The organism is Acidobacteriota bacterium (assembly GCA_029861955.1).
Lineage (GTDB): Bacteria > Acidobacteriota > Polarisedimenticolia > Polarisedimenticolales > Polarisedimenticolaceae > JAOTYK01.
Window position 1 is genome coordinate 217,477 of the sequence record JAOTYK010000001.1, and the last position, 19,395, is coordinate 236,871.

Consider the following 19,395-nt stretch of genomic DNA (forward strand, 5'->3'; position numbering starts at 1 on the left):
TCTGAGTTGTCAACTACGAGCAGGTCGGGATGGTGATCTGCTGACCGACCCGGATCACGTAGCGCGGAGCCCGGATCCGATTCACATCGGCTAACTCCCTCAGCGAAACGCACTTATGGCGGGACGCGATCTTGCCGAGCGTATCCCCACGACGGATCGTGTAGGGGATCATCTCGGGTGACTCGGGGTAGTTGGCCTCGTACAGAGTGCCGGCCCGGGCCATCAGTTCGTCGTTGCCGGTGCAGCGCTCTTCATAGACCGGGATCAGGCCTGCCGGCAGGGCGATCGAGCTACCGGCCTCCTTGCGTTTCGAGGGTTCCCAGCGAGGGTTGAGGTTTCGCAGGGTGCGGAACCAGCCGTCGGACTGTCCGACCTGGCCGAGGCAGATCGTCAACTCGCCCATGGAGATCGGTGACGGGAGTTCGAAGGCGACCCGTCGCACGTCCATATCGGGGAACTCCAGGCCGTACTCGTCGGGGTGCAGGAACAGCCAGGCGGCGGCCAGGATCCTCGGCACGTAGTCTCGAGTCTCTCTTGGAAGCGAGTAATAGACACGGCTGTCCCACAGGCTTGCACCGGCATGCCGTCGATGGAGGCGCAGCATGCGCGTCTCGCCACCGTTGTAGGCGGCCAGGGCCTTCTCCAGGTCGTCATCCAGCTCGTCGAATCGGTCATTGAGATAGGCCACATTGGCCCGGGTCGCCAATTTGGGGTCCAGGCGGGTGTCAAATTTCCCATCACTCTTTAGACCGTACTTGAGGCCCGTATAGCGAGTGAACTGCAGGGGGCCCGCAGCACCGGCGCGAGAATAGGAGTGAACCTTGCCACCGGTCTCTGTGGCGATCATGGCAAACAGCAGCGCCTCCGGTAGGCCCGCAGCTTCATAGACCGGTGCCATCTCTTCCTGGAGAAAACGATAGTTGAAATACGAGTCCATCAGCAGCGGACGCATCCAGGTCAACCAGTCATCCAGAGCGGCCCTGACCGGCGTGTTCAGCTCGATCAGGTCTCGCAGGTCGGTGCCCTTCAACAGAGAGACCGACGATTCCAGCTGGGGTATGGCGACGAGGAACGGGGACTCGGTGCCGGGCTCTTCCAGCATCTCTTCCTGGGCCGCAGCCTCTTCGAGGGTGTCGATATGGTACGACTGCTGTTTGATGGCCTGGGTCTGTTCCGCAAGCAGGTCGTCAAATGTCGCAATGAAGCGCAGAAGGTCGCAGCCTTCCATCGCCGCACAATCGGACGCCGCGCTCTGGAGCAAACGGGTGCCTTCAAACAGCGACTGCTCTCCGCTGATCTCGTCGCCCTCGGCGAGATAGCCGATGCCGACGCGATAGGCGGTGCGGCCCTGGTCCAGACGGAGGTAGATCGGTGACGGGTCCGGGAGTTCGACGACCGGCTCGACGGCACGCTCGACGACAGGCTCCGAGGCGGGCGCGGCCTGCGGGGTCAGCTCGACCTGGCTAGTCGGGGCGCAGCCCGCCAGCAGGGTCAGGAGGAGGATGGCGGCACCCACGGTCGACGGAATCAAGCCTCGTTTCGCGGAAAATCCCATGAACCGTCAACCCCCTTCACCATTTAAACGCCCCGACCGTTCCAATATGAGCCGCGAGGGTGGGGGACGCAAACGCCGGGGAGAATCAGTTCTGAGACGACGCCGCAGCCTCCAACTCCAGGACGAGCTGGGGAAGGTATTCGAGCGATTCCGGGCGACCCGGGGCCAGGGCGATCGCCTCGCGGATCCGTTCCGCCGCCAGCGCCGGCCGGCCGGTCGCCTGATAGGCCAGGCCCAACTCGACATGGATATCCGGGTCCCGGGGAGTCAACGCGCTGGCCGCTTCCAGCTCAACGATCGCTTCCTCTCCACGCCCCAGCCGACGCAGCAGGCCACCCAGGTTGTAACGGGCCTCGACTCGATCGGGTTCCTCATCGATACAGCCTCGGAACACGGAGATCGCCTCATCGGTTTCGGCCCCCTGCACCAGCATCGAGCCGAACTGCAGCCGCTCCTGCCAGGTCGCCGCGTCGTGTTCGATCTGTTGGCGTCGTGTCGCGATGGCACCGAAGAGATCCTGACGTCCCGCCTGATAGTCGAAGAGGTTGCGATAGAGCTGGGAGCGATCCGGGTGCTGCTGAATGGTGCGACGGATCGTCGCCAGCGCCTGATCGTCCCGTCCCTGAAGCAGGTAGCCCCATGCCACACCCAGCTCCACCTCGACGGTGGGCAGCAGTCCGTAGGTCTGAGCCAGTCGGAAGTGGCGGAAAGATCTGGCGGCGGCTCGGTCGTGGGACGCGGTGTAGACACGACCGGCGGCAACACCCGACAACACATCGGCGCGAGTCGCCTCGGTCTGGTTGAGATGGTAACGACCCCACGCACGATGCCACTGGGCGAAGCCGCTGTGGGCCGTGAAGGCCAGCCACAGGATCCCGACGACCAGCAGGACGACGCCCGCGGCACCCAGCTTGCCGCCGGACTTCAGCGTGAGGTTCTGCAGCCGACTCTGTTTTCCGAAGAGGGTCTGCCAGACCCGTAGCGCAAGAAACGCCGTCATTACCCCGAGCGCCACCGACATCAACAGCGGCGGCCCATCGTAGAGGCCGCGATAGGCGAGGATTGAGCCCAACGCGATGGCCGCGAGGATCCCCTCCGCCTTCCACGAGAGGGGATAGCGTCGGGGCCCCGTGTCGGTGGGGGAGCGCCGGAACCATGCCGGGCGCGTAAAGCCGAACGACAACGCGCCCTTCGGACAGACGCTGACGCAGTCGGTGCACTTCATGCAGCCGGGGTCGACCACCGTGCCGAAACGCCGGACCTCATCGTGAACCAGGACGTTGGACGTGCAGGTCGCCGTGCAATGCCCGCACTGCTCGCAGTCGTCGTTGACCACGATCCGTCCGGGAGAGAGTCCATCCATCAGCCCGAAGAAGCCCCCGTAGGGACAGGCGTAGGTGCAGAAGCCCTTGGCACCCAGTAGGTAGACCACCAGGAACCCGCAGGTTAGAAATGTCAGGACGATGAACAGCGGGCCGGGGAACGTATCCCAGAAGCCCGAGGTCGTCAGTTGGTTCGTGAAGCCGGGGAACGCAGGCGCATCGGTCATCAGCCAACGCTTGGCCGTCGGCCAGACGAACATGTAGAGCGCCAGCCCCAGCGGGAACCAGACCATCAGTCGAGATCGGAAGGGGCGCGGTTTGACCCCCAGCCGCTTCATCATCCAGCCGCAGAGATCCTGCAGCGCAACAAGATGACATCCCCATCCGCAGAAGAACCGTCCGAACACGGCGGTCAACAGCAGTGCCACCACGAAGAACAGGAAGCCCGCGTTCAGCTCGCCCAGCTCCAGCGTATACATCGATTCCGAGGGCTCGACCGGAGAGATGGTCTCGCCACGGCTCATGAAGTGGGCGATGTGAGCTGCGGCGATCAGGTGGACCAGGATCAGGACGGCGGCACGCCACCGACCCCGCCGGGACTTCCGGATGGCCTTCGCAACAGGAAGGGCCGGATGACCCGGCCCTTCCTTCTTCTTACGCTTTTTCGATGACACGTTCGTGGTGTCTTACGGACAGCTCGACACCGAGCGGCCACTGCCCTGAGAATCGGAGCCCGTCGGACCCTCACCGATCGGACAGTCGTTGACCGCTCGTACCAGGTAGTTGAACAGCGCGCCGATATTCGGGTTCAACGTGTCCAGATAACTCGTGTCCGTCGGATCCGGCATCGTCACACAGGTCGCCGCAGAGAAACTGCCGGAGTCGGCACGGAGCAGGTCGTAGGTGACCTGCGTTGCGCCTTCGGCCAATGGCGGGACCCAGGCGAGGGTCGTTCCCAGAACGATATCCTGGGTTGCCGACAGCATCTCGACTTCGCTGGGCGTCCCCCAGATGCTGTTGTCGTTATCGTCGCAATCGCATTCCGCCACACCGTCGCTGTCGCCATCGACGCCGTCGGCGCACAGCGCGTCCACACAGCAGTCGGCGTCGGCGCAGTCGAGGTCTCCGTCGCAGTCCTGGTCGAGGCCGTCACCACAGACGACCTCTACCGTCGGTGGCAGGCCACAATCCACAGCGCAGTTACAGGAGTTCTCGGTCACGTCACAGGTGTCGTCACCACAGCAGAACTGGACCGCGGTCGATCCACAGGTGTTGCCGTTACCGGTACAACGACCGTCGTTGCAACCGATGGGCGTGTCGCCGTCGCCGTCGCCGCAGCAGTAGCGATTGCCGGGGTTGCCACTCTGGACGCCGTTACAGTCGCTGGCACAGGAGACGCAATCTTCGCCGATGCCCGGTTCGCAGATGTTGTCGCCACAGAATCCGACAATCGGACCGTCGATGATGCAATCGTTGGCGCAGTTCGCGCAGGTCTCGGCCGGATCGCAGATCCCGTCGTCATTACACGGATTGGGTGCCCAGGTCGAGGCGTTGAACTCACTGCCGACGCCCGGTAAGAAGGTGCCGATGGAGATCGGCTTGAAGCTGGGCGCCGCGTCGATCTCGAATGAGAAGCTGTAGGCCGTCCCCCAGCGGATCGCGTTGGCGTTGGGGTTGACGGCGAACATGTCGGTGGACCAGATCACACGACCGCCGACCTCGTCGTGGACACCCACCCAGTCCGTCAAGTCGTACGGCTCACCGCTGTGAGAGTCCACATCGTGGAACTGGATATTGGTGACCGTTCTTCCAGCCGGGACGTCGACCCAGAACGACTGGACCGCACGGTTGGACGACTGGTTGTAGACCATGTAGATGTACTCATGTCGGCCGCCACCGACGTCGACGGTCGTTGCGGCGGCCGTGACGCGGCCATCGTCGGTGATGTTGAAATCGGTCGCCTTGACGCCCGTCGTGTAGTCGGCCCAGCCTTGCACAACGCCTTGCTCGCGGACGGTTTCTTTACCGGAAACGAAGCCGATGTTGTAGACGCCGTTGGAGCCGCTGACCGAGATCTCTCGGTAGGAGGTGTTGTTGTTGCCCTTTCCGGCGGCCGCGTCGTCGGGGGTGATGTACTGCCCCTCGACGAAGTAGATCGCGCCGGGGTTCATGGACGGATCCAGGTCGTCGTTGTGGACCTGGAGTCGCTTGAAGAGGACGTCGCCGGTGGTGCCGATGGTGGCCGAAGGGTAGGGGTAGTCCCCAGTGTGGGGATTGACCTCGGAGCGTGGCCCCAGGTTACTCTGCTGCCCGTTGAGGCCTGCGGTGTAGGGATCGGAGCAGCCGACACCCAGATGGGTTCCGTTGGTGCTCTGACAGCCGCCCTCGCAAAGATCCTCGGAGAGGGCGAAGAAGCCGTGCTTCAGCCAGCTCTGGCCGATCTGCTCCATCCGACCATCCTTGAGTCGGTACATGTTCTGCCCGATGACCGGGTGGCGGTTCTCGTTGGAGATCCAGTCCAGCCAGCACGTGCCGATGTTGCACGACGTGGTGCCGACGGAGAACGCCGTGATCCCGCCGCTGGTGCCGTAACGTTGAAGACCCTGAAGGTCGCCGACGATCACATCGGGAAACTCGCCCGGGTCGCACACGTTGGGTGTCTGCGCCATGAGGGGAAGCGTGATCCCCAGCAGGCAAATCGACAGGACGGCAAACTTCGAGACAAAGGACGAGACGTTGGATTTCATGCGCTGCTCCCTGGGAGGTAGATCTGCTCCGATCGAAAATTTCCGGAGGAAAATCGATCTGCCCCTCATCCGGATGACCTTCTGAGCCCGGGCAACTATATACGCCGGGTCCAAAACCGACACAACCGGTCAAAACCCAGAAAAAGGAAAGAAGGCCACTTATCTGGCACGGGCCGCACCGACGGGGCGATTCCCCCGTTGCAGGGGCTCGTGGGGAGGGGGTATATGTAGGCCGGAAGTCTTGCTGCTGGAGGGGTCATGAAGGGCATGTCGAGGGTTCTTTGGGTCGTGATCGTCGGGTTTCTGGCGAGTCCGCTGTGGGCTTCATCCGGTGGTATCGGCGGGTTCTCGGGGAATCCGGTCAACGCCGCCTCCGGCGACAACTGCAACCAGTGCCACTCCGGTGGCATCGCCCCGACGGTCGTGATCGGCGGGCCGACGTCCGTCATGCCGGGGTCGACGACGCGCTACATCCTGCAGATTTCCGGAGGCCAGGGCGGCCTGCTGGGGGCCGGCGGAGGACTCGATGTCTCGACCAACGACGGGACCCTCATCGCGTCGGATCCCGGGACCTACATCACCAACTTCCTTGGGGTGGACGATATCACTCACTCGGGTACGCGAGGTGTCGTCGGCGGCGTGGTCACGTTCAGCTTCGATTGGCAGGCACCTGTGGCGCCGGGCACGTACACGATTTACGGCAGCGGCAACTCGGTCGACGGTGCGCAGGGCAACAACGGTGATTTAGCGACATCGACCACAATCGATATCACCGTCCTGGGTGCCGCCAACGCACCGGGCGAGAGCTCCGGCCCCGCCCTGGCCCAGCTGCAGGTCGTCGACTACGACAAGGGCACCGGCGAGCTGGACCTGTCCTTCGACTCGGCCTGTGGCACCGACGACAACAATCTCTATTTCGGACCCCTCAGCCAGGTTTCGACGGCCGGTTACAGCGGGTCCACTTGCGATATCGGCACCGGGGGTTCGTTCAGTACGTTCAATCCCGGCGCCGGGTCGTTCTTCTTCTTCGTCGTCGGCGGCAACGGATCCGATGACGGATCGTACGGCAAGGACAGCACCTTGACGGAGCGTGTTCCCTACGTGGGCAACGTCTGTGGCAACGTGCAGAGTCTGGATCCCGCCTGTGTGGACCCCTAGTTCAGCGTCTGGTAGACGAGCCCGGTAAAGACGTCGGGTTTCATGAAGCCGTTGCCCCAGATCTCGTCGAAGGGCGCGGTGGGGTTGGCGGCCACCGTCTCCTCCCGGCTCTTGCCGGCCTGGATCTCCTTCAGGATCGCCGTGCGGGTTCCCTCGAGCATCGCCAGGTACTCTCGCAGCTCCTTGGGCGTAGAGAGGGTGCCGTGACCGGGGATGATGCGGGTGTCCGCATCGGAGCGTTCCAGCACGGTCTTCACGGCGGCGATGACGCCGTCGATGGTGCCGCCGCTACCGGCGTCGATGAACGGGTAGCCCCCGTTAAAATAGACATCGCCCATGTGGATGACGTTGATCCCCTTGAAGAAGATCATCGAGTCGCCGTCGGTGTGCGCTGCAGGCACGTGGAGTGTCTCGATCTCCAGGCCGTTCATGTGAAAGGTGATGCGGTCGGGGAAGGTGATCACCGGTAGGGCTGCCGTCGGCGAGGGCGGTGTCGTGAGGTCGAAGACCTCCATGACCTGTTCGACACTCATTCTCTGTCGTACGTTGTCGTGGGCCAGGATCGTGACGCCGCCGGACCCGAGGTTCTCGTTGCCACCGGTGTGATCGCCATGCCAATGGGTATTGACGATGAAGCGCAGGGGAGTCTTGCTGACCGACTCGACGGCGCTACGGATCTTGTCCGAGAGCGGGGCGTACTGATCGTCGATCAGAAACGCGCCGTCGTCACCGACGGCCAGACCGAGGTTGCCGCCGCGTCCGGTCAGCATGTAGACGCCGTCGACGACCTTCTCGACACCGATCGTGACTTCCTCGGCATCCTGGGCGATGGCGCACGAGGCCAGCACCAGGCACGCCAACAGCCAGCCGAGGCGGTTTAAGGGTCTCATGGCGTCTCTCCTTCGTCTTCGTTCTCGTCGTCATCGTCGTCGGTGGGGTATCCGTAGGGCACGTCGTGGGGCGGAAGCTCCTCACCGGCATCGCGGACGAAGTGGGTCATCCAACGGATCACCCGACGACAGTAGTCATCCTGGGAGGCGGCCCGACGGTTGCCGTGAGGTTCGCCGGGATAGCGGACGTAGCGAACCGGCGCGTTGTCCAGCATCTTCAGCGCCCGGTAGAGTTGCAGACTCTGGGACGGATGGACCCGGGTGTCGCCGGTGCCGCCGGCGATCAGCAGCGGCGTGCGGGACTTTTCGGCATGGAACAAGGGACTGCGGTCCAGACTGAACTCCCACCTGGTCCACGGTTCGTAGAGGGTGTGGGACCACTGATCCTCGATCGGAATGTCGGTCGTGAATCCTTTACTGGACTTGTTGCTGATGCCGACGAACATGACGCCACCGCGAATCCGCTCGCTGTAGCGGGTGGACAGCCAGCCGGTAGCGTAGCCGCCATAGGATCCCCCGGTGACGCCGACCCGTTCCGGATCGACAATCCCTGCCGCAGCCAGGTGGTCGATGGCGTCGATCAGGTCGTCGAACTCCTTGCCGGCGGCATCCCCATGACCCCACTTCGAGAACTCGACGCCACGGCCGGTGCTCCCGCGATAATTGGGATAGAGCACCGCGAAGCCCTCGGCGGCGGCAAGTTGGCCCGGTCTCGAGTAGTTGGTCACCCAGCCGTTTCGGTCCTGACTCTCGGGGCCGCCATGGACCATCAGGATCAACGGTGCCGGTTGTTGGGCATTCAGTGGCCGTATCAGCACGCCTTCCAGTTTCAGGCCATCACGGGCCTCGAATCGATAGACCTCCTGTGGCGCAAGCTCGACCTCCTGCAGCCAGGGGTTACTGTCCGTCAGTTTTCGCGGGGTCTGCTCATCACCGGCCAGCGCATAGATCTCACCCGGATGGGTCGGCTTCTGGCCGACAAACGCCATCGAGGAGCCGTCGGCGGTCGATGCCATCGCGGTGATGACCGGGAAGGGAGCGGCGATGCCGGCGGACTCGAAACGAGTGGAGACGGTGCCGTCCAGCTCGACCTTCCCGAGACGCGTCTCGGCACCGACATCGGCGATGAACCACAGGGCCGAAGATCCGACCCACTCGATGGTACGAACATGGCCGTCAAAGGTCGGCATCAGGTCTCGCATCTCGCCGTCGGTGGTCCCGGCGACCATCAGGCGTCCCGGGGAGGGATCGTTGCGATCTGTTCCCGATACCATCGCGACGTGTGAGCCATCGGGACTGAGTCGGTACGGCCCCAGCTTGCCGGGGTTCGGTACGACCCGCTTCACCGTGCGTTCCGTGGCGTCGATGATCGTGACGCGTCGCATGACCAGACGATCGTCGACCAGCGGTCGCGGGGCGACGGTGGCCGCCAGGGTCGCGGTGTCGGCCCCCCATCGCACGTCGAAGGCGGATCCTTCCAACGGAATCCGGGTCGGCTCGACCTTCTCCTTCTCTTCGGCTGCGGGGTCGGTGGCCCGGGAGTCGTCAGACGGCCACGACGCGAGATACAGGTTGCGATGTCGCCACTCTTCTTCGAAGACGTCTCGGTCGTAGCCCTTCTTCTTGGCCTTCTCTCTTGCCTTGGGCACCTTGGGCGTTGCGACGAAGGCGATCTGCGAACCGTCGGGAGAGAGCGCATAGGAATCGATGCCCGACTCGAACTCGAACCGTCGTCTGGCCTCGCCGCCGTCGATGGGAAGACTCCAGACCCCACTGTGTTTGTCGTCGCCCCGTTTAGTGACGAAGGTGATCTCGGTTCCATCCGGTGTGAACGCGACCTGGCCGACGGCGTGGTGATCCTGGATGAAGGTCCGCGGTCGCGAACCGTCGGCCGACACCACGCGCAGTTCGGTCCACGCGGGTCCGTCGTCATCGACACCCGGACGTCGCGGGACGGAGACCGTGTAGGCGATCAACGTGCCGTCGGGAGAGAGCGCGACGCTGCGGGCACGCTGGACCGCGGCCAGTCGATCGAAGTCCAGCGGGCCGTCCGCGAGAGCGACGGGTGAGTTGGACAGCGCGAAGATCAGGATCGAAACGGCGGGAAGCAGGGCTCGTCGAAACATGTTACCTCCGGATGACACACGCCATCCTAGCGGAATGGCGGAGATCCTTCGCCCCAATCCGCAGAATCCATTTAAAGTTCGGCGAAGGGCTGGTATGGTGAGCGCCCGATGGGTAGCAAGAAGAAAGAGAAGAAGAAAAAGGCGGCGGCGATCCACGATCGCCACCTGCTCTATACCGCGTCCGTCCAGTCGGTGGATGCGGACATCGAATTCTTCGAGAGAGTCTACAAGTCGAAGAATCGCAAGCGGTTTACGGACCTCAGAGAGGACTTCTGCGGGACGGCCGTTCTCGCCTGCGAATGGGTCCGCCAGAAAGCCACCCACCGGGCCTGGGGGGTGGATCTCGATCGCCCGACGCTGGATTGGGCTCGCAAGCACTACCTGCCGGTCCTTGGCGAGGCTGTCGATCGGCTGCATCTCATGGAGGCGGACGTCCTCAAGGGCGAGGCCCCCAAGGTGGACGTGATCGCCGCTCTGAACTTCTCGTATTGCATCTTCAAGACCCGTGAGCAGCTGAGAGCCTATTTCGCCGCCGCAAGACGAGGCCTGCGATCGGACGGCGTGCTCATCCTGGATGTGTTCGGTGGGACCGAGGCGCTGATCGAGGACAAGGAGGATCGAAAGATCACGTCGTGTCGTTCCTTCGACGGTCGGAAGATTCCTGCGTTTACTTACGGCTGGGAGCAGGCTTCGTTCAATCCCATCGACCACGAGATCCGCTGTCACATCCATTTCAAGCTGCCGGACGGCAAGAAGATCAAGCGCGCATTCACGTACGACTGGCGTCTATGGATGCTGCCCGAGATGCGTGAGTTGCTTGACGAGGCCGGGTTCCGTTCCAGCGACGTCTACCTCGAAGGGTGGGATGACGAGGCAGACGATACCGACGGGATCTTCCGCAAGCGGAAACGATTCGAGAACCAGGACGGCTGGGTCGCCTACCTCGTCGCGCACCCCTAAAAAAATGGGCCGCGCTTTCGCGCGGCCCTAGATCTAATCGATTCTGGGGGTCGTATTCAGTCGCCGTGGGCGAGGATGCTGTCACTCCACAGCAGGGTATCGCTCCAGAGGAGCGTGTCGTCCCACAGGGCGGTGTCGCTCCAGAGCAGCGTATCGCTCCACAACAGGGTATCGCTCCAGAGGAGCGTGTCGTCCCACAGGGCGGTGTCGGACCAGAGCAGCGTGTCGCCGTTGATCGAGGCGTCGTCCCACAGGGCGGTGTCACTCCAGAGCAGCGTGTCATCCCACAGGGCCGTGTCGGCCTGGAACGCGTGATCGTCCCAGAGTGCCGTGTCGGACCACAGCAGCGTGTCGGACCACAGCAGCGTATCGCTCCAGAGCAGCGTATCGGACCAGAGAAGCGTGTCCGTCCAGAGGAGCGTGTCGTCCCACAGGGCGGTGTCGCTCCAGAGAAGCGTATCGCTCCAGAGCAGCGTATCGGACCACAGCAGCGTATCGCTCCAGAGCAGCGTGTCGGACCAGAGCAGCGTGTTGTTTCCCACGGCGGTCTGACCGGTGGAACCCTTCACTCCGGGACCCTTCGTCTTGTTGAGCACGCGTCGGATCACTGACAGGGCCGGAGTTCCGACCAGCATCAGTCCCTCGTCGCGACGGATAACCTGCGGCGAGGCGGAGTTGAAGCGAACGGAGGGCCACGGACCCGTGAATGCAATCGCCCGCACCAGGTCCAGGTAGCCTGCGCCGACGGTGAACGTGTCCTCAGTGTCGACCCGTTCTGCCGAGTGCATCAGGATTCCCTTGATCTGATCCGGAGTCAGGTTCGGGTTGAGTTGGAGTAGGACTGCTACGGAACCCGAAGCCGCCCCGGTCGCCATGCTGGTGCCGGACAGTTCGATGCGGTCGGTGCCGACCACGTTGTCCGGGAGTTCCATCGCCAGAGTCGCGCCGGGCGCGAGGGTGGAGACGATGCGGTTACCCGGAGCGACCAGATCCGGCTTGAGTATGTTGTCGCCGTACGACGGTCCGCGACTGCTGTAGGTCGCGGCGAGGTCGTCCGTACGCACCGGAGTGTTGAGGTCGTTCATCGCGCCGATCGTGATGATGTACGGATCGTTCCCGGGGGAGTTGATGGTCATGTAGCCGTCGCGTCCGCGGTTACCTGCAGAGGCGATGACGACCAGGCCGGAGGCCCAGGCTTTCTCGACGGCACGGGTCAGCGGGTCGGTGCGATAGGACTCGGCGACGTTGTGGCCGAGGGACATATTAAGGACTCGGATCCCGTAGGCCTCGCGGTTCTTGATGGCCCAGTCGATGGCACGGATGACGGAGCTTGCGTAACCGTCGCCCGCGTCGTCGAGGACGCGTAGGGAGACGAAGTCCACGCCCGGGGCGACGCCCTGGACCGCGCCGTTCTCGCCGGAGCCACCGATGATGCCGGCGATGTGGGTGCCGTGTCCGAGACCGTCCTCCACCGCGCCGTCGCCGGTGAAGTCGAGGCTGGCCAGGATGCGATCGGCCGAGACATCGGCAGACGGCGTGAGACCGGAGTCCAGTAGCGCGACGGTGATGCCCTGGCCGTTGAAGCCGAGGTGCTCGACCACACGGTCGGCACCGATGGCGTCGATGGCAACATCCATATGAGCTTTCAGCGGGCGATCAGGAGAGATGCTCTCGATACGCGGGTCGGCGGCCATCTCACGGATGGTGGCGGCGTCCAGAGCACCGGTCAGGCCGTGGGCGCCTTCCAGCTTCTGTAGCTGACCGCGACCCCGTCCGCGAAGATCGGCGATATCCCGGTCTGCCACGTCGGAGCGGTAAGTGATGATGACTCGGCGCTCGCCGTTGGATCGATCGAGATCGACGGCGAGATCACGGGCGATCTTCTCGGAAGCGTGGTCTGCCGCGAAGGCGACCGAAACGCCCAGAAGCGCGATCATCAGAATGTTCAGGGCCGAAATGGCTTTTTTCATGGTGTTTCCCCCGAGTCGTCTTTCTTGTTTCTTGTGACTCTTTCCACTCATGGCCCCCTTTATTGCAAGGGTCGGACCAGGTTGGATTGCAATCGTCTGCTGCTTCGTAAAGTGTTGGAAACAATAGAGATAGTCCATTGGTTCGTGTGGCTGAGATGGAGCGCGACCGTCGCAAGGAATCGTCTCACAATGAGACTGGGAGACGGTCTCATCGAGGTTAACTGTTGTGTCAGGGCGACTTAGATAGCCGGTGAGACAGTCCGTCTCAACAGTCTCAGGATGAGACGTTTTTCACTGAGACCGGGAAGGCTTATGATGCCGCCCCATGGCGAAACCCAAGACCCTCACCCTGATCGACGGCACGGCCCAGATCTTCCGGGCCTACTTCGCGATCCGCGGGCTGACAGGCCCCAACGGCCAGCCCACCAACGCGCTGTACGGCTTCACCACCATGCTGCGAAAGATGTTGAAGGACGGGAACCCCACAGAGGTCGCCGTGGCCTTCGACCTGCCGGGGCCGACCTTCCGTCACGAGCGATTCCCCCAGTACAAGGCCAACCGCCCGCCGGCGCCGGAGGATCTGATCGTCCAGATCCCGCGGGTCGGCGAGATCTGCGAGGCACTGGGAGTCCAGCTCCTGCAACTGGAAGGGTACGAGGCCGACGACATCATCGCGACGTTGGCCCGGCAGGGAACCGCCGAGGGGCGTCGGGTCGTCATCGTCTCTTCGGACAAGGACCTCATGCAGTTGGTCAACGACGACGTGACGATGTTCGATCCGGGCAAGGACCGGAGGTTGGATCCTGCAGGCGTGACGAACGCTTTCGGTGTGCCCCCGGACCAGGTTCTGGAAGTCCTGGCGTTGATGGGCGATAGCGTCGACAACATCCCGGGCGTTCCCGGCGTCGGCGAGAAGACCGCCCTGGAGATGATTCGCACCCACGGGTCGCTGGAGTCGGTCATCGAGCGCGCGGATCGGTTTTCCGGTTTGATGGCCGGTCGGGACGCCGTGTTGACCGATATCGATGCCCTTTCGGGAACGGAGCCGTTGCAGCCCGAGACGGTCGCGGCGCTGTTGGAACATCGGGAGGGCTTCGCACGGGTCGTCGAGACCTTCGTCAACGACGAACCCGAGGGGGAACTGCGAGAGCGTGTCGAGGCGTTGGCCGCGGCAGTCGCCGCCGTCGATGGGATCGCGCTGAAGAACCAGGAGGGGCTACCGGCCAAGGGTGCTGCCAAGTTAGTGAAGGGGCTGAAGGCCAAGCTGAAGGGGTTGGAGCGGGGCACCGGCAAGAGAAGTTGGATCTCGGTCGCAGAACATGCGGACCAGGCGCGATTGTCGAAGGAGTTGGCGACGCTCTGTTACGAGGTGCCGATCCCGATGGAGCTCGAAGAGCTGGCGGTGCGTCCACCGGATCGCGCGCTGGCCCATCGGCTGTTCAAGTCGTTCGGTTTTCGTCGGTTGACGGAGGAGTTCGCGGGGGACGCCCCCGAGACGCCCGACGTCCCCGGCGTTGCGGGCGAATCCGCGCCTGTGTCGGAAGCTCCGGGCGGTCGTTACGCGATGATCTCGACAGCGAAGGAACTGGCAGACGTCGTGAAGGCCGCACGCGCGGCGGGGCGCTTCGCCATCGATACGGAGACAGATGGGCTCGACCCGATGCAGGCGCGCCTGGTCGGCATCTCGATGAGCTGGGAGGCCGGGAGCGGTTGCTACATCCCGCTGGGACACGACTACGAAGGCTGTCCGACACAACTCGAGCTCGGCGATGTGGTCTCGTCGCTTGGACCGCTATTGATGGATGCGACGGTCGGCAAGCTAGGACAGAATCTCAAGTACGACGCGCATATCCTCCGTCGTCACGGTCTTCCGGTCGTCGGCTGGGCCCTCGATACGATGGTGGCCGCGTTCCTCCTGGACTCGAGCAAACCGTCGTACGGCATGGACCGTCTGGCCCTGGAGTTTCTGGGCCACGAGACCATCAAGTACGAGTCGCTGACAGGCAAGGGAGCCAAGAAGAAGACGCTGAACCAGGTCGAGGTGGCGCAGGTCACCGGCTACGCCGGTGAGGACGCCGACGTGACCTGGCAACTTGCCCAGACGCTTCAGCCGCTGCTTGAAGAACGAGGGCTGTGGGAGCTCTACGAGAAGCTGGATGGCCCGCTCCTTCCGCTGTTGGAGCGGATGGAGGCGCAGGGGATCCGGCTGGACGCCGACGTGCTGGCGGCGATGTCCGTCACGATGGAGTCGTCGCTGACCCGTCTACGCGGCGAGATCCACGAACTGGCCGGTGGGGAGTTCAACCTCGACTCGCCGAAGCAGATGCGAGAGATCCTGTTCGATCGTCTCGGTCTCAAGGCCGGTCGAAAGACGGCCAAGGGGGGCGTGGCCAGTACCGATGCCCAGACTCTCGAGGGGTTGTTCGATCAGCATCCCATCGCCGGGAAGATTCTCGAGTACCGCGAGCAATCCAAGCTGAAGAACACCTACGTCGATGCGTTGCCACGTCTTCTGCACCCGGAGACGGGTCGGATTCATACCTCCTACCATCCCACCGGTGCCGCCACCGGGCGACTCTCTTCATCCGACCCCAATCTGCAGAACATTCCCGCCCGCACCGAGGCCGGTCGCGAGATTCGCGCGGCCTTCGTCGCCGATCCCGGTCACACGTTCCTGGCGTCTGACTACTCGCAGATAGAACTGAGGGTGTTGGCCCATCTCTGCGAGGATCCGGAGCTGATTCGGGCGTTTAACGCAGGCGAGGATATCCATCGTTACACGGCGTCGCGGGTCTTCGACGTGCCGGATGACCAGGTGACGTCGCAGATGCGAGGAAAGGCCAAGGCCGTCAACTTCGGCATCCTCTACGGGATGTCCGAGACGCGGCTGGCCCGTGAGCAAGGCATGAAGCGCGATGAGGCCCGTGCGTTTATCGCCGCCTACTTCGAACGGTTCGACAGAATCCGGGGCTACATCGATGGGGTTCGAGAACAGGCCCTCAAGGACGCTGCGGTCAAGACGATGTTCGGCCGGATCCGTTTTTTCCCGCAACTCCATCAGAAAGTTCATCGCGGCATCCAGGAGCAGGCGCTGCGTGCCGCCGTCAACACCACGATTCAGGGCACCGCCGCAGACCTGATGAAGCAGGCGATGCTGGACGTCGATCGAGCGCTCCGGAAAGACGGCACGGACGCCAGGATGCTCCTGCAGGTACACGACGAGTTGCTGTTGGAGGTCGCCGATGGCGACCTGGACCGCGTGGCCGCCATCGTTCGAGATGCGATGGAGGGCGTCGCCAGCCTTCAGGTTCCTCTTGTCGTGGATCAGAAACGGGGACCCAACTGGCGAGATCTGTCCTGAAACCCCATCTTTGGGGACGGGGTCGATCCGGGATACCATGACGTCCGTCCGAACCGAACGAGGAGCCGTTCGCGATGAGCGATTTTCTTGATAGCGAGACGAACCGACTCTTAATCGTCGACGACGAACTTTCCGTCCGCGAGATCCTGGCCGAAGGTCTCGCGTCGTTCGGCTACGACGCGCGACCGGTCGGGAACGTCGCGGAAGCGATGGAGTCCATCCGCAACGACCCGCCGCATCTGGTATTGACCGATATCGAAATGCCCGGCGAGAGCGGACTTGACCTCCTGCGTCAGGTCAAGACCCTCCATCCTGAACTGGACGTCGTCATGGTGACCGGGGTCGTCGATGCCCGAACCGCCATCGGTGCCATTCGCGACGGCGCCAGCGATTATCTGACGAAGCCTTTCAATCTCGACGAGGTTCAAATCGTCGTCGAGCGAACACTCGAGAAACGACGACTCGTCCTTGAGAACCGTCGCTACCAGGATCATCTCGAGGATCTTGTTCGCGCACGGACCGCGGAACTCGAAGAGAAGGGAGCCGAACTCCAGGAACTGTACGTGACGACGTTGCAGGCGCTCGTGACTGCATTGGACTATCGAGACAACGAGACCCAGGGGCATTCCCTGCGGGTCGTCGAGTACGCGGTTCTTGTCGCCGAAGCGATGGACATTCGCGAACCGGATCTGACGTGGATCCGGCGGGGTGCGCTCCTCCACGATGTCGGCAAGATCGGGATCACCGACAGTGTTCTTCGAAAGCCGGGAAAACTCGATGACGACGAGTGGGAGGAGATGCACAAGCATCCGGAAATGGGTTTCCGAATGCTACAGAAAATCCCGTTCCTCGGTCCGGAACTGGACATCGTGCTCTGTCATCAGGAGAAGTTCGACGGGACGGGTTATCCCCGCGGGCTGAAGGGCGACGAGATCCCTCTCGGTGCGCGGATCTTCTCCGTCGTGGACACCTTCGACGCCATGACCTCGGATCGGCCCTATCGCGCCGCACTCTCGATCGAGGATGCGTGCGAAGAGATCGCCGAGTTTGCCGGTCGTCAGTTCGATCCCACGGTCGCCGAGGCGTTTCTCTCCATCTCTGCCGACCGCTGGCGCAAGATCCGCGAGCGTGTTCACACCGAGGTGCAGGAACTCCAGACCCGCTAGCGTAGCGGCTCCGAACCGTCGCCTTCGTAGACCTGAATCGAGAGGATCTGATCTCCCGGGAGGATTCGTCCGACGACCCCCGCGAGATTCTGGATAACCCGCCCGATGACCGTTGCCTTCCCCGTCAGTTCCGGTTGCAGTCCAGTGCTGACGACCCACCGGCTACCGATGCGATCCGGTCGATCTCCGATCATCGCCACGGTTCCCGGTCCGAACGGGTGGGAGCTGACGGCGTCTCGTGCAAATCGATTCGGGCCACCGATTCCGTTGGAGAGTGGAGCCCCGGTCATCAGGGAACGCCCGGGGTCGATATCGTGAAATGCGATCCCGTCGTAGAAGCCGTCTTCGGCGAGTTTGGCGAAGTGCCAGGCAACCAGGGGTGCGTTCTGGGTATCGAGCCGAACCGTGAATCGCGCAGGTTCGAAGCCCTCTCGACCGACACGGATGATGGCCGCCCTCGGTCTCTCGGCCCATTCGGCAACCTCCACATAGGTCGCGGGCGACATCGGTGGAGTTGGATCCGCCAGGGTGACCTCGACGCCGAGTCGTCGTAACGCCTCGAACGCCTGCTGTTGGAGCGGCCGAAATCTGAGTTCCATCGCTTCGCGCAGAAATGACTCGACGTTCTTCTCGTCGCGCTTGTCGAGCAGATCGACCGCGGCCGCGAGCGTGGTGAGATCTCCATCCTCGCGGGCCCCGTCCCACACGGTGCGAAGAACCGGCCACGCCTCTGCCTTGCGGTCGGAATCCTGGTCGTCCAGCCGATAGCCGACGGCACCAAGGATTCCCAGGCGAGCGCTTGTCGAGCGATCGCCGATGAAATCGGCCATCTGTTCCGCCAGAGATCCGGGGAGGTTTGCGGACGAGGGGAGCGCGGCCTCTCGAACCCAGGCAGACTTGTCGTCCCGCAATCGCTTCATCGTCGAGACGATGCCCTCCTGGGTCATGTCGCCGGGCATCAGTCGCGCGATCTCATGGCGGACATGTTCATTGTCCGATTGGGACAGGCCATTCCCCATCGCCCGAGTTGTGAGCACGTCCGACTCTGCTAGCGACTTCAGTCCCATCACCTTGACCGCGGTCGACTCGCTCCCCAGGACGAAGTTCGCCAGGATCTCCATGACATCGGCACCCTTCATCTTTCCAAGACGTCGCACGGTCGCCATCGAGACACGCTCGTCACTATCCAGGATCGTCTTCTCGAGAAATGGATAGACCGGTGCGCCGACGAAGGAGAGGGCACGCACCGCCTCGATGCGAACGCTGGGTGCGGGATCGGTTGTCAGCTCGCCAACGCGGGCCGCCTCGTCCTCGTTGGTCGGTCTCGATAGCCCATGAGCCGCAAACATCCGCTCGAGCGCCAGGTCCGAGTGGGTCAGCTCCAGCATCTTCTCCCGGGCGGTGCGACGAAGGTCGAACCCCAGCCGCGACGTCGCCGCCGAGAATCGGGAAGCAACGTAGATCGCCGCTAGACGCCTGGGTCCACTTAGTTCGTCCAGCCGGTAAAGCAGCGTGGGTACGAAGGCGTCACCCTTGGCGGAACGGATCATCGCGTACATCGAGAGGACGGCGACGGTCTCGTCGTCATCGTCGATGCGTTTGAGCAGGGCCTCCCGGACCGAGCGGTCGACAGTGAAGTCAACCGACCTGGCGGCGGCGATGCGAACGCGCGGTTCCTTGTCGGTGAGCGACTTTCGGATCAGCGCTGCCGATCGTGCAGGATCCAGTTGGCCAAGCGATTCCAGGATCGCGGCCTTCACGCGTGGGTCGCGCTCTCGCGAGAAACGTCCCGTCAGGTCTGCGGTCTGAGCGGTGCTGCCGATGCGGCCCAACGCACGACAGGCCGCTTCTCGGACGTCGGGATCCGTTGCTGTGACGGCCGCCAGCAACTCGGGGCTGACGACACGACCGTCCTCTGCGGCGAGGACGTCGGCCATCGTGACCTGATCCGTTGTGGGGACGGTCTCGACAATGCCGTCATCTCGCGGGCAACCGGTGATCGCCAGAAGACCGCCGACGAGGAGCACAAACGCCCAACGCCGGTAGAAAGTGGGTTTCTTGACGGTATGGGGACCCATTGGTAAGGTTGAAGTTGTCGAGTTCATCGTCCTGGTTCTGCCTGTGTGAGGTGTCGCCCGGA

Annotated in this window: 11 protein-coding genes; 4 read left to right on the plus strand and 7 right to left on the minus strand. The window is 63.2% G+C overall.

Translation table 11 applies throughout. The features are described 5' to 3' along the window. Positions 1–13: 13 nt before the first annotated feature. The 3 genes from OES25_00870 to OES25_00880 all read right to left on the minus strand — a co-directional run bounded on the left by OES25_00870 (position 14) and on the right by OES25_00880 (position 5,624). Positions 14–1,555, minus strand: coding sequence for a transglycosylase SLT domain-containing protein (locus OES25_00870; GenBank protein MDH3626191.1), 1,542 nt, complete (start codon positions 1,553–1,555; stop codon positions 14–16). 85 nt (positions 1,556–1,640) lie between these two features. Then, positions 1,641–3,551: a tetratricopeptide repeat protein gene (locus tag OES25_00875; protein ID MDH3626192.1), complete on the minus strand. Its 1,911-nt coding sequence runs from the start codon at positions 3,549–3,551 to the stop codon at positions 1,641–1,643. A gap of 12 nt (positions 3,552–3,563) precedes the next feature. Continuing rightward, positions 3,564–5,624 (minus strand): hypothetical protein, encoded by a 2,061-nt coding sequence (locus tag OES25_00880; protein ID MDH3626193.1) that lies wholly within the window; start codon positions 5,622–5,624, stop codon positions 3,564–3,566. Positions 5,625–5,882: 258 nt separating this feature from the next. Here OES25_00880 and OES25_00885 point away from each other — a divergent pair, with 258 nt between their 5' ends. Then, positions 5,883–6,782: a hypothetical protein gene (locus OES25_00885; GenBank protein ID MDH3626194.1), complete on the plus strand. Its 900-nt coding sequence runs from the start codon at positions 5,883–5,885 to the stop codon at positions 6,780–6,782. Here OES25_00885 and OES25_00890 read toward each other — a convergent pair. Together OES25_00890 and OES25_00895 are read right to left on the minus strand one after the other, a co-directional pair. Next, complete coding sequence (locus OES25_00890; protein ID MDH3626195.1) at positions 6,779–7,672, minus strand: MBL fold metallo-hydrolase; 894 nt, start codon at positions 7,670–7,672, stop codon at positions 6,779–6,781. The two genes, OES25_00885 and OES25_00890, sit on opposite strands and share 4 nt — an antisense overlap. Continuing rightward, positions 7,669–9,798, minus strand: a complete 2,130-nt coding sequence (locus OES25_00895; protein ID MDH3626196.1) for a S9 family peptidase — start codon at positions 9,796–9,798, stop codon at positions 7,669–7,671. The genes OES25_00890 and OES25_00895 overlap by 4 nt, the downstream gene beginning before the upstream one ends. A gap of 108 nt (positions 9,799–9,906) precedes the next feature. On the opposite strand from OES25_00895, the gene OES25_00900 reads away from it, so the two are divergent. Next, on the plus strand, positions 9,907–10,758 hold the full coding sequence (locus OES25_00900; protein MDH3626197.1) for a class I SAM-dependent methyltransferase: 852 nt from the start codon (positions 9,907–9,909) through the stop codon (positions 10,756–10,758). A 56-nt stretch (positions 10,759–10,814) separates the two neighbouring features. On the opposite strand, the gene OES25_00905 is transcribed toward OES25_00900, so the two are convergent. Continuing rightward, positions 10,815–12,728 carry a S8 family serine peptidase gene (locus OES25_00905; protein MDH3626198.1) on the minus strand — a complete coding sequence of 638 codons (1,914 nt, stop codon included), beginning with the start codon at positions 12,726–12,728 and terminating at the stop codon, positions 10,815–10,817. A gap of 325 nt (positions 12,729–13,053) precedes the next feature. Here OES25_00905 and polA point away from each other — a divergent pair, with 325 nt between their 5' ends. After that, positions 13,054–16,089 carry a DNA polymerase I gene (gene polA / locus OES25_00910; protein ID MDH3626199.1) on the plus strand — a complete coding sequence of 1,012 codons (3,036 nt, stop codon included), beginning with the start codon at positions 13,054–13,056 and terminating at the stop codon, positions 16,087–16,089. Positions 16,090–16,163: 74 nt separating this feature from the next. After that, positions 16,164–17,255, plus strand: a complete 1,092-nt coding sequence (locus OES25_00915; GenBank protein MDH3626200.1) for a response regulator — start codon at positions 16,164–16,166, stop codon at positions 17,253–17,255. Here the strand turns inward: OES25_00915 and OES25_00920 are convergent. Further along, on the minus strand, positions 17,252–19,333 hold the full coding sequence (locus tag OES25_00920; GenBank protein MDH3626201.1) for a HEAT repeat domain-containing protein: 2,082 nt from the start codon (positions 19,331–19,333) through the stop codon (positions 17,252–17,254). The genes OES25_00915 and OES25_00920 overlap by 4 nt on opposite strands. Positions 19,334–19,395: the final 62 nt, after the last annotated feature.

Excerpts from the sequence above, each read along its gene's own strand:
- OES25_00870 (MDH3626191.1), bottom strand. The coding sequence starts at position 1,555 with ATGGGATTTTCCGCGAAACGAGGCTTGATTCCGTCGACCGTGGGTGCC.
- OES25_00880 (MDH3626193.1), bottom strand. The coding sequence starts at position 5,624 with ATGAAATCCAACGTCTCGTCCTTTGTCTCGAAGTTTGCCGTCCTGTCG.
- OES25_00885 (MDH3626194.1), top strand. The coding sequence starts at position 5,883 with ATGAAGGGCATGTCGAGGGTTCTTTGGGTCGTGATCGTCGGGTTTCTG.
- OES25_00890 (MDH3626195.1), bottom strand. The coding sequence starts at position 7,672 with ATGAGACCCTTAAACCGCCTCGGCTGGCTGTTGGCGTGCCTGGTGCTG.
- OES25_00895 (MDH3626196.1), bottom strand. The coding sequence starts at position 9,798 with ATGTTTCGACGAGCCCTGCTTCCCGCCGTTTCGATCCTGATCTTCGCG.
- OES25_00900 (MDH3626197.1), top strand. The coding sequence starts at position 9,907 with ATGGGTAGCAAGAAGAAAGAGAAGAAGAAAAAGGCGGCGGCGATCCAC.
- OES25_00905 (MDH3626198.1), bottom strand. The coding sequence starts at position 12,728 with ATGAAAAAAGCCATTTCGGCCCTGAACATTCTGATGATCGCGCTTCTG.
- polA (MDH3626199.1), top strand. The coding sequence starts at position 13,054 with ATGGCGAAACCCAAGACCCTCACCCTGATCGACGGCACGGCCCAGATC.
- OES25_00915 (MDH3626200.1), top strand. The coding sequence starts at position 16,164 with ATGAGCGATTTTCTTGATAGCGAGACGAACCGACTCTTAATCGTCGAC.
- OES25_00920 (MDH3626201.1), bottom strand. The coding sequence starts at position 19,333 with ATGGGTCCCCATACCGTCAAGAAACCCACTTTCTACCGGCGTTGGGCG.